At 42.1% G+C, this 14,401-nt stretch carries 12 protein-coding genes; 1 reads left to right on the plus strand and 11 read right to left on the minus strand.

The features are described 5' to 3' along the window. Positions 1-73 precede the first annotated feature (73 nt). From COR50_RS03470 to COR50_RS03490, 5 genes are all read right to left on the minus strand, one after another. Positions 74-1,756, minus strand: a complete 1,683-nt coding sequence (locus COR50_RS03470) for an ArnT family glycosyltransferase (protein ID WP_098192695.1) — start codon at positions 1,754-1,756, stop codon at positions 74-76. A gap of 35 nt (positions 1,757-1,791) precedes the next feature. Next, positions 1,792-2,907: an N-acetylglucosamine-6-phosphate deacetylase gene (gene nagA, locus COR50_RS03475; protein ID WP_098192696.1), complete on the minus strand. Its 1,116-nt coding sequence runs from the start codon at positions 2,905-2,907 to the stop codon at positions 1,792-1,794. 40 nt (positions 2,908-2,947) lie between these two features. Further along, positions 2,948-3,736, minus strand: coding sequence for an amidohydrolase (locus COR50_RS03480; RefSeq protein ID WP_098192697.1), 789 nt, complete (start codon positions 3,734-3,736; stop codon positions 2,948-2,950). Positions 3,737-3,810: 74 nt separating this feature from the next. Then, complete coding sequence (locus COR50_RS03485; RefSeq protein ID WP_098192698.1) at positions 3,811-4,287, minus strand: regulatory protein RecX; 477 nt, start codon at positions 4,285-4,287, stop codon at positions 3,811-3,813. A gap of 46 nt (positions 4,288-4,333) precedes the next feature. After that, positions 4,334-6,664: an ATP-dependent helicase gene (locus tag COR50_RS03490; RefSeq protein ID WP_098192699.1), complete on the minus strand. Its 2,331-nt coding sequence runs from the start codon at positions 6,662-6,664 to the stop codon at positions 4,334-4,336. A 547-nt stretch (positions 6,665-7,211) separates the two neighbouring features. Between COR50_RS03490 and COR50_RS03500 the strand changes: the two genes are divergently transcribed. Next, on the plus strand, positions 7,212-7,517 hold the full coding sequence (locus tag COR50_RS03500) for a hypothetical protein (protein WP_098192701.1): 306 nt from the start codon (positions 7,212-7,214) through the stop codon (positions 7,515-7,517). A 248-nt stretch (positions 7,518-7,765) separates the two neighbouring features. Here the strand turns inward: COR50_RS03500 and COR50_RS03505 are convergent, their stop codons facing one another. From COR50_RS03505 to gmk, 6 genes are all read right to left on the minus strand, one after another. Then, positions 7,766-8,314, minus strand: coding sequence for a DUF4136 domain-containing protein (locus tag COR50_RS03505; RefSeq protein WP_157760604.1), 549 nt, complete (start codon positions 8,312-8,314; stop codon positions 7,766-7,768). A gap of 113 nt (positions 8,315-8,427) precedes the next feature. Then, positions 8,428-9,930, minus strand: a complete 1,503-nt coding sequence (locus COR50_RS03510) for a M28 family peptidase (protein WP_198405769.1) — start codon at positions 9,928-9,930, stop codon at positions 8,428-8,430. A gap of 131 nt (positions 9,931-10,061) precedes the next feature. Further along, on the minus strand, positions 10,062-10,520 hold the full coding sequence (gene rpiB / locus COR50_RS03515) for a ribose 5-phosphate isomerase B (protein ID WP_098192703.1): 459 nt from the start codon (positions 10,518-10,520) through the stop codon (positions 10,062-10,064). 40 nt (positions 10,521-10,560) lie between these two features. Beyond that, positions 10,561-11,409, minus strand: a complete 849-nt coding sequence (gene tatC / locus COR50_RS03520) for a twin-arginine translocase subunit TatC (RefSeq protein ID WP_098192704.1) — start codon at positions 11,407-11,409, stop codon at positions 10,561-10,563. 810 nt (positions 11,410-12,219) lie between these two features. Then, entirely contained in the window at positions 12,220-13,488 is a 1,269-nt protein-coding gene (locus COR50_RS03530) for a hemolysin family protein (protein WP_098192706.1), read from the minus strand. Between the two features lie 68 nt (positions 13,489-13,556). Further along, complete coding sequence (gmk, locus tag COR50_RS03535; RefSeq protein ID WP_098192707.1) at positions 13,557-14,129, minus strand: guanylate kinase; 573 nt, start codon at positions 14,127-14,129, stop codon at positions 13,557-13,559. Positions 14,130-14,401 lie beyond the last annotated feature (272 nt).

Raw genomic sequence — 14,401 nt, forward strand, 5'->3', positions numbered from 1 at the left:
TTCTTGGGGGATTTTTATGTTTGAATGAATATTTTTTTATTGAGCGATTCACGGGACGAGGCTTGCCTAGTCTCTAAGGGCGCACCTCAAACACCATCGTTTGACTGTTATGCGTCGGTTGTAATCCCTTCACCAAAATTGACATCTTCATTTTATACAGCCCGGGATTATCCGGCACTTTTACGGGCACTATCACGCTATCTTTTTGCACAACCATCGGCAAGGTTATATCCGTTTCCTGCAATTCATTCCAACCCTCGTTATCCCAAAATCCATACGCGATAATAGCCGGGGCTTCTTCATTTAATTGAACAGGAATATTATAATTGCTGGACACGCCCAATTTCAGTTGAACCGTTTGTCCTACCGTTGCTTCAAACTTCTTGACCGGGCTATTAAATTGAATGAGATTGTAACTGTAATAGGGCTTCACCGTCATAAAATACAGGTGTTTATTAATGCGGAAAGTCATACTATCCGTGGCTTGTACCCAAACTTTGGATTTATCTGCAACGAGCACTTCTTTTCCCCATAATGCCGGTTCTGTTTCCCAGTAATTATATTGGCTTCTCCTGCTGAATACATTGTTTAAACTATAAGCCAATTTACCGGTATAAAACATATATTTAGATGGGAGCTGATAAGAATTGTAAAACACTACGGGTTTATCACCGGCTTTTCGGGCAATTGCCTCCGTCCATTCATGATTGTGATGGATCTCCGGGCGCACTTTTAGACCGGGCACAAAATCCCATACCATGTATACCCTGACGATTAAAACCAATAACAGTGAAACTGGCAAGGTGTATAATAACGGTTTGATGGAAAAGTTCATCCTGGTGATTGCCTGGTGCGCTAAAATCACGAGGGGAGTGAATACCATTACCGTCCAGTTAGCTTCTACACGACCTTTGAAAGTGCTAATCATAAAAAACACCAATACCCCTACCAATGAAAACTTCAAAGCTCTTTCGAAGGCGCTTTGCAAAGTGCAACGGATACCGTAATACAACAACAACCATCCAACTAATGGACCGAACAACAAAATTTGACCGAGTAAATAGTCCAATGTAAAGCTGATGCGGTAATGCGCGGCATTCCGTTCCACGAGATGGTACTGCAAGGAAGGAAAATCATGTTGGTATTGCCAAATAAGGTGGGGTAAGAATAATATGGTAGTAATAACGACGGCAATGTAATACCTGCGCACTTTCAACAGACTCAAATTGCTGATTAACGTAAAGAACACAAGCAGTATACCGTGATATTTGCTATAAAACATCAAAGCCATAGAAAGTGCCAAGAAGATCGTTTGTTTCCAATCCTGCGCTTCCAAGAACTTTTTATATGCTACAAAGTATAAAGTACCGAAAAATATTAAAGGTAAATCAGGAACCGCGAGCATGCCGCCCAATTGCATGGCTCCCATGCCTCCTAATACCAGGTAAAGCACCTTGTTATTTTTTACCGGGATTAAACGGTCCAATAATACTAACGTACCTACATTTAAAAGCACCATGAATAGCCTTACACCCAACTCGTTGTGAAATAAGCTGTAGCCGGCCTTTATCAACACGGCTATCATCGGTGGATGATCGAAATATCCCCAGGCCAAATGCTGGGAATACACCCAATAATAGGCTTCGTCATCCATTAGCTGCGTAAAACAGGCTTGAATTAGGCCTATAATTGCCCAAGCAAGGAAAAATGTATGCTTGTACTGATCCTTCTTCAACCAATGTAAAATACGATCCATAGTGTTGCGAAGGTAATAAATTAGTCTTGAGCTTGCTATTCCTTGGGCAAACCATCCAAAATCATCGATACCAATTGAAAGCTTTCATCGAATATCATGAAATTGGCCTGCGCTCCCGGTTTGAGTTGGGCAAGATCCAATCTTTGAACTAGCTTGGCAGGATACTCACTGCCCATTTTGAGCGCTTCATGCGCTGAAATACCGACATGGGTAACACAATTTTTCACGGCTTGCAACATCGTTAAACAGGAGCCGGAAAGTACGCCTGTAGCGCTTACAAAACGATCTTTCCCGCGCAGGTAAACATAATCGCCCACCGGGTTTTCATCCACGGCATCTGTAATCAAGAATAATCGCTGACCCATTATTTTTTTACTGATACGGATAGCGTCAAAACTTACATGCACTCCATCGGCAACAACGCTGCTGCAAACTTTCGAATGGTCGAATATGGCGCCGACCATCCCCGGCGAGCGGCTTTCGAATGGACTCATCGCATTAAATAAATGCGTGGCGGCAGGGATGCCGTTTTCGAATGCTTCCGTTGCAATTTCATAACTGGTGTTACTATGCCCGGCAGAAATTAACACCTGGTGTTCTTTCAGCAATTCAATGATTTCCTTGGATGCATGTTGCGGTGCAATGGTCATCATTTTCACGGCGCCGTTGGCACGCTTCAGCAGCTCCTTTACTTTTTGCGGAGTGGGCACTTGTATATATTGTTCGAGGTGCGCGCCCTTCTTTGCCGGGTCAATATATGGACCCTCGAGATGCAAACCCAACAAACCTTTCCCACCGCTCTTCCAATATTCATTTACGGCATCCATTCCCTTGAACATCGTTTCCTCCGAAACGGTGGGCAAGGTAATCATAAAGTGCGCCGCGCCTCCGGAAAGGCAATACTGGTAAACGGCGGCAATAGTTTCAGGGTTAGGATTTTGCAAGAAAACCTTCCCGTTCCCGGCATAAATTTGCAAATCAATTAATGCCGGGTGCAGGTAAGCCCCCCTTAAATCAACCGTATCATATTTTGTAGGAATATCTTTATCATTCACCCAACCTACAATTTTTCCTTGCTCACATAATAGGGCTTTCCCTGTTTGCCAATTACCTTCTTCAGAAAATATAAAATTGGAATACGCTATGGCCATACTTTTCAATTTTCGGGTGAATAAAATTTGATATAAATCCTTATATAATCATAAAACGATCCGCATCTTTCAAGAAAGGAATCTTACTACGGATCTGCTCAAGGGGTTCCTTTTTCAAGGTGTATGTAAAAATATCTTCATCATGCGCTTTATGGTAAATAATTTCACCCAGCGCATCGATAATACTTGAATCGCCACTATAATATATTTTATTGCCATCCTCCCCTACACGGTTAACACCGATCACGTAAGATTGGTTTTCGATCGCCCGGGCTTGCAATAACGTGCGCCAGGCGGTATTGCGCCGTTCCGGCCAATTGGCAACGTTGATGTAAAGATCGTAAGCCGCCTGGTCGTTTATTACCTGGTTGCGTGCCCATACAGGGAATCTTAAATCGTAGCAAACTGCCAGGCACACTTTCCAACCCTTCACTTGTGCTATCAAACGTTGATCCCCGGCAGTGTAATGTTCGTGTTCACCGGCATATGCAAATAAATGTCTTTTATCATACTTTCCGAATACACCGTTGGGCTGCATCCAGATCAGCCTATTATAATATTGACCGCCTTCTTCTATAATGACACTACCGGCGATGATTACGTGCTTCTCCCTGCTCTTTCTTTTCATCCATTGCAGTGTTTCTCCTTCCATCGTTTCGGCCAATTTCTCGGGCTCCATGCTGAACCCGGTGCTAAACATCTCCGGTAGGATAATCACTTCAGTTCTAACGGGAATAGCATCGATCTTGGCATCGAGCATGGCAAGATTTGCCGCCTTGTTTTCCCAATGCAACTGCGTTTGAATCAACGTAACGGTTAAATCTTTCATAAATGCTTAATTGATACCAACAAAATATAAACAAAATTACAGCCTTCTCCATTAGAAATTTTGAAATAATACCGTCATTTCCCGGCTTGGTTTGCGATTTCTTCAATGGCTTGGCGGGCTAAATCTTGTTCAAAACCGCGCTGCATTAAATATTGCAGTGTTTTATATTTCTTTTGATATTCCTTAGTTTCTTTTACGGATGCAAATTTCTTCGCGGCTTCCTTGTTCAAGGTCTTCATGTAATCATCCATATCAATTTCTTCCATGGCTTTATTAATGCAATAGCCGGAGATGTCGCGCATTTTCAATGCCGCCTTGATCTTGTTTTTACCCCAGCGTTTTAGCCTGAATTTTCCACCGGCAAAGGCGCGGGCAAAACGTTCTTCATTCAAGAAGTTCTCTTCAACCAACTGTGCGAGTAACTCGTCTTGCTCATGACCTCTTACACCTAACTCGTAACATTTATCCCGTACATCTTTATGGCATCTTTCCTGGTAGGCGCAATAATGTTTCAACTTCTGTAAGATTACTTCCTGCATTCGAATAGACATAAAAATGGCCACCCGGTTGAATCAAGTGGCCATTTTTGATATTTTATTATTTAATAATCATCAATTTGGCATAGTTCAACATGATCTTTTTATCCCCTCCTGCTGCCGGGAAATTCACGGTAGCAATCCGGTTATTCGGCGCGCCATCCATGCTCGTAATCGTTCCGAAACCAAATTTTTGGTGCTCTACTTTCATACCTACTTCCATGTTTACCGGGTCATCAGGGGCAAACCCTTCCGTTGGAACGTGATTAGTGACAGTAGTAGCTGGCCTGGGGCCGGGATTGGGGTTGGTACCGATCGAAGTAGTTGTTTTATGCCCCGGGGCCGGTTTACGGTTCGAGCGATCAAACAAACCATTACCACCTCCCCATGAGGGTGTGCTTCCCATATTACGAACACCGCCACCCGCGTAGCTGCGATCCAGGTGTTGCGGTGGAATTTCATCGATAAAACGGCTGGATTCATTTTGAACGAGGTTACCGAAGCGGTAACGGCTATTCGCATAAGTGATCCATAACTTAGACTTGGCACGGGTGATAGCCACGTAAAATAATCTCCTTTCTTCTTCTAGCTCTTCCCTTGAGTTGATAGCCATGCTATTGGGGAATAAAGTTTCTTCTAATCCTACCGAAAACACGACCGGAAATTCCAATCCTTTGGCTGCGTGGATGGTCATTAGTTTAACAACATCGCTATCTTCATCATTCCCTTGATCGGCATCTGTCAACAATGTGATCTGTTGTAAATAAGCGCCCAAGGTTTTTTCCAGCAACTCACCATCTTCGGTAGGCGTTTCGGTGAACTCTTTGATCGAGTTCAACAACTCTTGCACGTTTTCATAACGGGCCAAGCCTTCCGTAGTTTTATCGTTGAAAAGTTCTTTAACAATGTTGGTGGATTTACCTACTTGCACGGCTACATCATAAGCGTTGCTTTTCTCCAATTGGCTTTGGAAGCTTTTGATCATAGTTACGAAACCATCAATCGCTTCGAGCGTACCGGAGCGGAATCCGAAATTACCGGCGCTGGATAATACTTCCCAAAAAGTAAGGTCATGGGTATTGCTCAACAACGTCAGCTTATCGATCGTCGTTTTACCGATGCCCCTGGCTGGGTAGTTGATAATCCTTTTTAACGCTTCTTCATCTCGCGGGTTGATGATCACCCTTAAATAAGCTACGAAGTCCTTGATTTCTTTTCTTTGGTAAAACGACAATCCACCGTAAATGCGGTAGGGGATATTCATCCTCCGCAAGCTTTCCTCGAAAGCACGGCTTTGCGCGTTGGTGCGGTATAATATGGCAAATTCCCGGTTGGAATAATGGTTTCTCAACTTCTGTTCCGCGATAGTATCCGCTACGAATTTACCTTCTTCATTATCCGTCGAAGTACGAACCAATCGAATTTTTTCGCCCTGGTCATTATCCGTCCACAGGCTTTTCTCGATCTGGCCCTTATTGTTTTTAATAACTTGGTTGGCCACGTCGAGGATCGATTTGGTACAGCGGTAGTTTTGTTCAAGCTTAACCACTTTCACATCATCATAATCTTTCTCGAACTGTAAAATATTCTGGATGGTAGCCCCGCGGAAAGAATAGATACTTTGGGCATCATCTCCCACGACTGCAATATTTTCATGTACGGCGCCCAACAGCTTGATGATTTCATACTGCGCGGGGTTCGTATCCTGATACTCATCGATCATGATATACCGGAACTTGTGCTGGTATTTGCTCAGCACTTCCGGGAAACTCTTGAGCAGCACGTAAAACTTGTAAAGCAGGTCATCGAAATCCATCGCGCCATTTTTAAAGCAGCGCTTGGCATACATATCGTAAATCTTGCCGATCATCGGTCTGCCGGATCTTTGATCTTCCTGCTGGATATAATAATCATGCTGGTATTCTTGCGGGCTCATAAGGCTGTTTTTAGCAGCCGAGATACGGTTGTATACCAAGTTGGGTTTATAATGTTTATCATCGAGGTTCAACTCGTTGATGATGGTTTTAACGACACTCTTGGCATCATCTGCATCGTATATGGTAAAATCGTTCGGATAGCCCATTTTGGGTGCATCCGTCCTAAGTAAACGGGCAAATACGGAGTGGAAAGTACCGATATATAAGTTACGGGCTTCATGTCCACCCAAGATCCTTTCAATACGTTCTTTCATTTCCCTGGCGGCCTTGTTGGTAAAGGTTAACGCTAGGATATTAAAAGCATCCACACCATTGTTCATTAGGTGCGCGATACGTGTTGTGAGTACTTTAGTTTTACCAGATCCAGCACCTGCAACAATCATAAGCGGACCGTTGATATGGGAAACGGCTTCACGCTGCCGATCATTCAGTTCATCGAGGTAGTTTGCATTCATGTAATCGTTCTATTTAAATTGATGCTAGGAGCAAGCAGTAAAATTACAACTTGAAAAGGGTTTTGAAAAATTAGGTTCCCGAAGCGTTGGCAACGATCAGCTACATTGATTTTCTTACTTCCCGATCCGGGAATAATTATCTCCCTCCCGGAAGTGCTATTGCCCTTTTCCAAGATAAGCATTTTCCAAGTTGGGCAACTGTCATTTCTTTTTCTTCATGCCGGGGATAAGCGTGAATGAAATAAATCCAATGGAAAATCAACATACAAACATTTTCACATATAAATCGATTACTAATGTGAATTAAGCAGTGGATTTCATGTGAATTGATGTTAATAACTGTGGATAAGTTATAGGGTAGATTTCATGGCCCCGGGCCAACAATTCCCCCGCATCGCTTGTAATGTATGTTGGATAATAACTGAAAACCAAACTACTGGAAACCTTGAATCATCTTCAATTATCCGGCCTTATGATAAGTCCTGCAATCAAAAACTTATAAAACCGGCATGGCTTCATTTTTTGTTTAACCGCTAAAGCTTCTAACATGGCTATAGAGACAACCGGGGTAATTTCCGAAATCGAGTTCAAGCATTTACAAGGGAATACCTATTTACAGCAATTTCTTCGCACTGTATTTAATGAGTTGCAGTTGCATTGCGATAAAAGCATCAGCCATATTTCCATTACTATTCACGGCGATAAAACGTATTTTTCACCTTCAGAAGAAGTACGCAAACTACAGTATACAAACCACGAAAAACAAACGGAAGTGGAGTTTCAAGAATTGAAAGTCCCCGATGTAAGCATGCAACACCTTGTAACGGTTATCGCTAACAGGATCACGGATTAGAGGATTTCACAGATAGGATTTACATGTATAACAGATAGGATTTACATGTATCGCAGATAGGATTTACATGTATCGCAGATAGGATTTACATGTATCGCAGATAGGATTTACATGTATCGCAGATAGGATTTACATGTATTACAGTTAGGATTAACTTGTATTATGAGTGTAGCAGACAAAAGTCATAGATGGGATGGACTAGTGTCTTAGATAGGCCGGATAGGGGGGGGTACCATAGGCGTTGATTTTTATGGTAATTTACTGAAAAGTGCTTCCATGGCTTTATCGGCTTGTGCTGGCAAGCTGGATGACTTCTTGGTAATAACATCAGAAACCGTTCCTTGCCAGAGCAGTTTCTCGCTTTTGGGATCTACCAGGTGAATGTTTACCGTACCTTCTTTGTAACGTCCCACTTCCACTTCTTCGCTTTTCCAGGAATAGCGGCGTTGCCCCATGTAACGGGGGGCGTCTGTCCTAAAGTCGGTTTGCCGGGTTTGTATTTTTTCATTTACGACGAGGCCTATGTTAACGAGGAGATCGGGATTATTAGATGTCCGTGTTAAACCCCTGGTGGCTAATTGTTTGGAAATCGCATCTTCCAACATCGCGATGCCTTTCTTGTAATTTTCCATGTTGCTGGAATCCGCGGCGGTGGAATCGATCTCGTAAAATTGGTAAGTCTTATACTGATTGATCGAAAATCCATCGACCCCTTCATGTTGTAACACCCTCGTAGAGCTACAGGAATAAAGTAAGGCGGCGGTAATAACAATAGTTAAAATCAAGATTCTTTTCATACGTAGCATTTTATTTATATAATAATATAATGCTTGGATGCAGCATTTCGTTCATTTCCATAAGAAAAGGATGGCTTGGCGGCCATCCTTTTATAAACGAATCGAGGGAAACATTATTTCTCGTGCCTGTCTACCGGCAGCTTATCTTCACGGTTAGCGATCTCCCAGGCGGTATAAAATACTAGCTGGGCCCTTTTAGCCATCAGTTCATAATGAATTTTATCCACCGTATCTGTCGGCTTGTGATAATCTTCATGTACACCGTTGAAATAGAAGATAATCGGGATGTTATGTTGCGCAAACATGTAATGATCTGAACGGTAATAAAAACGGTTAGGATCATTGGGATCATTGTATTTATAATCCAATTCAAGGTTCGTGATCTTGTTAGCGGCTTCACTTATCGGACGTAGTTCAGAACTCAACTTATCATCACCAATTATATATATGTAATTTGTATCGGCCACTTTCGCCGGATCAACCCTTCCCACCATGTCTATATTCAGATCTACGACGGTTTTTTCCAGTGGATAAATAGGGTGTTCCGTATAATAGCGGGAGCCGAGCAAGCCCTTTTCTTCGCCGGAAACCGTCATAAACACCATGCTTCTTCTCGGTCCGTGACCGGCTTTTTTAGCCTCGGTGAAGGCCTGGGCCATTTCTATAACGGAGACGGTACCGGAACCGTCGTCATCGGCGCCGTAGTAAATTTGCCCGTCATGCGTTCCCAGGTGGTCGTAGTGAGCCGTAATAAACACGATTTCATCCTTTTTATCCGTTCCTTCCAAGTAACCTAATACATTGGACGATTTTGTTTCATCGGTTTTCTTTTTTAGCTCGATTTCCAGGGGAGTTTTGCTTTCTAATGATTTCAAGCTTTCTTTCGGGCTAGCTTTGTAAGTATCGAAAGCGGCTTGTCCGAATATTGCCGCGGCCATTGTTTCAGAAATGAAATAAACGTTTTGCGATTCCTGCTCATCAGCCTGTCCCATGTATAAACCCGATCTTTTCAAACGATCGGCGATGCGGGAAATGTTAGCCATGGAGCTATTATTCATTACGAACATCACGACCTTGGCATCCTTCACAACATCCTTAACCTGGTCAACAGGGTTCATCCTCCTTCTCATTCCAGGTTGCGGGGCATCTTGTAAAAACACCACGGCCTTCCCTTTATAATTTCCTTGTAAGGGTTTATCTGCATAACCGGCAAGCACGGTATTATTTACCGTGAGAGATTCGCTTTTGCTGTCCTTCAAGGAAGCGTAAAAATCCTTGGCAAACTCATAATTCGTGCCGCCAATATTGATTTGACTGCTTTCCAGAACATCTTGGAAGAGGGAATAATACTGGAACCATTCGCCATTAGCCCCTGGTTGCAAACCGAATGCTTTGAATTGATCGCGGATATAATCCGCCGCTTTGCGTTGCCCGGCAGTACCTGTTTCCCGGCCTTCCATTCCTGGTCCAGCCACGATATATAATTGCTTTTTGAGATCGGCCGCCGTAATTGTGTTCCCAAACTGCTTGATGGCAGCATCGGGGGACTTCATTTGCGCCTGGGCAGCAAGAGCCAGCACTAACAGTCCCGCGGTCAATTGCGTTGTTCTTTTCATAATCAGGTAGATCTTGGTTGTAATGTATATTGGTTTTAGTAAGCTTGGGCAATAAAAAAGCTGGTAGAGTTATCCTGCAAGGGCAGTTACCGGGAGCCCCGGTAAATAACTTCAACCAGCTTTCTAAATTTTTAGCTACAGGCTATCTTGTGCACGCGGTTGGCATGCCTACCGCCTTCAAATTCGGTGTTCATAAAAATATCCGTCATTTGGGTTGCCAGGGCAACATCCACGAAGCGGGCAGGGATACACAAGATGTTGGCATCGTTGTGTTGACGAACGAGGCGTGCAATTTCTTCCCCCCAGCTTAAGCCGGCCCTGATACCTTGGTGTTTGTTTGCCGTGATGGCTACACCGTTTGCGCTACCGCAGATCAGTATACCGAAGGCGGCTTCGCCTTTTTCAACTGCATTGGCAACGGGATGGGCAAAATCGGGATAATCCACCGAATCCTTGGAAAAAGGTCCGAAATCATTGACTTGCAAACCTTTCGCTTCAAGAAAGGAGATCAACTCCTCTTTATAATCGTAACCTGCATGGTCGCTCCCAATTGCGATTGGGAGCGACAGGTTAAAGCTTTTGTTTTCCATGGTGTATGTAATTTTCATTCCTTGGTGAACAATTGATCAATTAGGACCATTCTTCAACATCTTCTTTTTCTTCACGTCCTTTCATTGCCCTTTTAGAAACAATGATACTGATCTCGTATAATGTATACAAAGGTATGAATACCAACAATTGATCGATCACATCCGGCGGGGTAATTATCGCTGCTAAAACGAGGATGATCACGATAGCATGGCGGCGGTATTTACGCATGAAACTAGGCGTCAAAAAGCCGATCTTGGTTAAAAAGAACACCAAGATGGGCAGTTCAAACAACACCCCCATACCGATTACTATCTGGGTCAGCAAGGAGAAGTAGTCATCGATAAAAAAGAAATTCTGAACATTATCGGTTATTGTATATCCTGCTAAGAAATTAATTGTAAATGGGGCAATTAAAAAGTAACTGAATAATATCCCCAGGAAAAACTGGAAAGAAATCCAGAAGATCAGGCCTTGCGCGCCATTTCTTTCCTTTTCTTTCAACGCCGGTTTTACGAAGCGCCAAAATTCCCAGAATATGTATGGAAAAGCGCCTACAAGACCCAATATGAAGGCCAGTTTAAATTGCAACATTACCTGCCCGGCCATCTTCGGGTTTTGGAAATTGAAGTCCGTCGGCGAAATACATAATTTGTCTCCTAACCCGACGGAATTACTGAATTTACATAACCAATGGTAAGTTGGAAACCAATCCTGCGTGGGACCAAATACGATATAATCTAAGAATTCCTTCGTAAAGATGAAGCCGAAAACGCTTAAAATCACGATAGCGAAAGCCGATCTAACCAAATGCCAACGTAACTCCTCCAGGTGATCGAAAAATGACATCTCTGCCTTATCCTGATTATTGGCGAAAATCTTTTTAAACATACGTTATCTAATAGTCAAGGATCACAAATATAACAGAAGGCCAGCACATTTTTTCAAAATGATGTAAGTCCTCAAAAAACCTTTGATCTAACAGGCTTTTGCCAACCATATTAATGATAAAAATGAAAGCCTACAGGCCCTTTGCAAGTTACATAAGCTGTATTAAAACCAGGTTAAAATTTCTATATACCTACGAAATCTAGGGATGTTAGGTTGTTTAACCCAATAAATTATCCGGGGATAGACAAATATTGCCAATGTTTTCAACGCATAAAAAAACCACCCGCAGGGGGGTGGTTTTAACATATAATAATTTTATGAGGTTCCAATCATCAACATGATTGCTAAAAAAAATAGAGCCAGCCCAAGAAGAATCAAGAGCCGGCCTTTCATCCATTGTTTGTTAACCCCAAAAAAGTTGAATTCGAGAATGTCTTATCGCTCTCTATTATAACTTTACTAATTCCTTTTAATGGCAAGCTATTCAGAATCGAGTAATAGATTTTTTAAGAGCTTTTGAATTTCTACAACAAATTTAGAAAGAAATATCGTATTATCAATGTTATAACAAAGTTTTTTACAACCTTTTAACAAAAATCAAATTATTGTGTTACGCTGCTTAACTTAAATTTACACCTTTCGTGTTAATTTATACTACTTTTTTACAAAAACGATTTAGCCCTCTTTTTATTGCTAATGGCCACTTTCAGGCCATCTTTTTTATAAGTTATTGGATATCATTACTTATATCATAAAAAAGCAATATCGTTTTTGCTTTAGTGTGTGTAAAAATAATACTTTCTAATTATTTTAATTAAATTTTTTCATTTTAACCATCTCAATCCTCGTATCTGTCACACTGATAATGTCAAACTCGTAATCATCTATAATAATCCGTTCCTTGTTCTTCGGGATTTTCTCGTGGTGAGCAATAATGTAGCCAGATAAAGTTTCGCTTTCGTCTTCCGGGAAATTGAACCCGTATTTCTCGTTCAGGTAATCCAGCTCCAACCGTCCGGAAAATATATATTCCTTCTCAGCAATCTGTCTTTCAACGAATTCCTCCACGTCATGTTCATCCTTGATCTCCCCGAAAATCTCTTCCAACACGTCCTCTATCGTAACGATGCCCGCGGTCCCTCCAAACTCATCAACCACCCAGGCAATACTGCGATGCTCTTTATTAAACTTATTTAACAAGTCTATAGCGCTCATTGTTTCAGGAACAGCTATTATTTCATGGATCACTGACTTTATATCGGGAGGGTTCTTAAATATATCCAGCTGGTGAACGTATCCCAAGATGTTATCTATATTCTTATCATACACGATAATTTTAGACAATTTCGTCTCGATTAATTTCCGTTTTACAGTCCCGATATCATTATTGATATCCACCGCCTCGATCTCTTTACGCGGGATGAGGCAACCCCGGATCTTTACATGAACTAATGATAGGGCATTTTCGAACAACTCCGTATTCAAGTCTTGATTTTCATTCATATGTTGCTGCGACTGCCTTGTAAACTGTTCGACATCAACGCGGATAAATGGCTGATCCGAATCAATCAACCGCACGTTAAACAAGTATTTCAGTATCCATTCGGAGATGGAGACCAAAACATTGCCGATTACATATAAAGGTTTAGCCAAAACGGAAATTGGCAATGCGAAGAAACTCAGCATCCCTTCCGGCCTTGAACGGAAAATACTCCTCGGGATAAAAAAGCCGAAAAATAACATCACGATGGAGGCGATGATCACTTCTGCGAAGATCAGGGCAGGACGGATACGCTCCTGGTATTCCGTATCCCAAAAATAATTCCAAACCGGGTCCAACAAGCCGGCCACCAACATCCCGTAAATCACGGTCATGATACATAAACCGATTAAACTGGTAGCCAAAAGCCGGGCGGGGTTTTCTATAAATCCAGCCAAGATACGACCCGTGGTGCGACCTTGCTTTTTACGCAGCTCTACACTTAGCTTGTTGATGTTTGCAAAGGCGGTTTCTACACCGGCAAATAAACCGGTCAGTAACAATGTTAGCACTAGAAAGATAACCGTAGTAATATCCATCGAAACAAAGATAACGTGAATAAATCCAATCCCATCATTTGCTTACCCTAGGATAACGCTATTCCCGGTTAACTGTTCAAGAAATTCTCAATGATCGACCTAACTTCTTGATAAGCAGTTTCCAAGACTTCATTTATTACAATATAATCAAATTCACGGGCAAATGATAATTCATATTTCGCTTTCCCAAGCCTTTCTTCTATCGATGCCTGGTTTTCCGTTCCCCTTTCGCTCAACCTTTCGCGCAATGCATCTATAGAAGGGGGTTCGATAAATACAGTCAAAGCATCCCCATGATACTTTTCCTTGATCGACAAAGCTCCTTTTACATCGATATCCACCATTGGCACCCTTCCATCGTCCCAGATCCTTTGCAATTCACTTTTAAGCGTACCGTAATACTTCCCGGCGTATACCATCTCGTATTCGGCAAAAGCATTTTCCTCGATTTTCTGTTGGAATGCTTCGGGACTCATAAAGTAATAGTCTTTCCCATCTTGTTCATTCCCCCTGGGGGCGCGTGTAGCCGCTGAAACGGAAAACTCCAGCACGGGCATGCTGCTCAATAATTTCCTTACAATGGTGGTTTTACCGGCGCCTGATGGCGCTGTTACGATAATGATTTTATGCTTCGAAGCCATTATAAATAAAAAATTTCCTTTCTGGATATAGTATTAATGACAAAGATATATTTACGAATAAAAGCAAATTGTAAGCTCCATTGTATATACCTGCATTTTCGTTCTCAATAAAATCCTGAATGTCTTCAACCGAGCTTGGAAGCTCAAACCAGCAATACCTTCCACGGTCGTTCGAGGATGCTATAGTACTACCCTGAAGTCAAGCTTCCGTTCCCTTACATTATACAAATTAATATTGCAATTAAAACAAACGTTCTATCGAGATGCTATAT

The organism is Chitinophaga caeni, from assembly GCF_002557795.1.
Classification (GTDB): domain Bacteria; phylum Bacteroidota; class Bacteroidia; order Chitinophagales; family Chitinophagaceae; genus Chitinophaga; species Chitinophaga caeni.

Excerpts from the sequence above, each read along its gene's own strand:
- COR50_RS03490 (WP_098192699.1), bottom strand. The coding sequence starts at position 6,664 with ATGAATGCAAACTACCTCGATGAACTGAATGATCGGCAGCGTGAAGCC.
- COR50_RS03510 (WP_198405769.1), bottom strand. The coding sequence starts at position 9,930 with ATGAAAAGAACAACGCAATTGACCGCGGGACTGTTAGTGCTGGCTCTT.
- COR50_RS03505 (WP_157760604.1), bottom strand. The coding sequence starts at position 8,314 with ATGAAAAGAATCTTGATTTTAACTATTGTTATTACCGCCGCCTTACTT.
- rpiB (WP_098192703.1), bottom strand. The coding sequence starts at position 10,520 with ATGGAAAACAAAAGCTTTAACCTGTCGCTCCCAATCGCAATTGGGAGC.
- gmk (WP_098192707.1), bottom strand. The coding sequence starts at position 14,129 with ATGGCTTCGAAGCATAAAATCATTATCGTAACAGCGCCATCAGGCGCC.
- COR50_RS03470 (WP_098192695.1), bottom strand. The coding sequence starts at position 1,756 with ATGGATCGTATTTTACATTGGTTGAAGAAGGATCAGTACAAGCATACA.
- COR50_RS03500 (WP_098192701.1), top strand. The coding sequence starts at position 7,212 with ATGGCTATAGAGACAACCGGGGTAATTTCCGAAATCGAGTTCAAGCAT.
- tatC (WP_098192704.1), bottom strand. The coding sequence starts at position 11,409 with ATGTTTAAAAAGATTTTCGCCAATAATCAGGATAAGGCAGAGATGTCA.
- COR50_RS03480 (WP_098192697.1), bottom strand. The coding sequence starts at position 3,736 with ATGAAAGATTTAACCGTTACGTTGATTCAAACGCAGTTGCATTGGGAA.
- COR50_RS03485 (WP_098192698.1), bottom strand. The coding sequence starts at position 4,287 with ATGTCTATTCGAATGCAGGAAGTAATCTTACAGAAGTTGAAACATTAT.
- COR50_RS03530 (WP_098192706.1), bottom strand. The coding sequence starts at position 13,488 with ATGGATATTACTACGGTTATCTTTCTAGTGCTAACATTGTTACTGACC.
- nagA (WP_098192696.1), bottom strand. The coding sequence starts at position 2,907 with ATGGCCATAGCGTATTCCAATTTTATATTTTCTGAAGAAGGTAATTGG.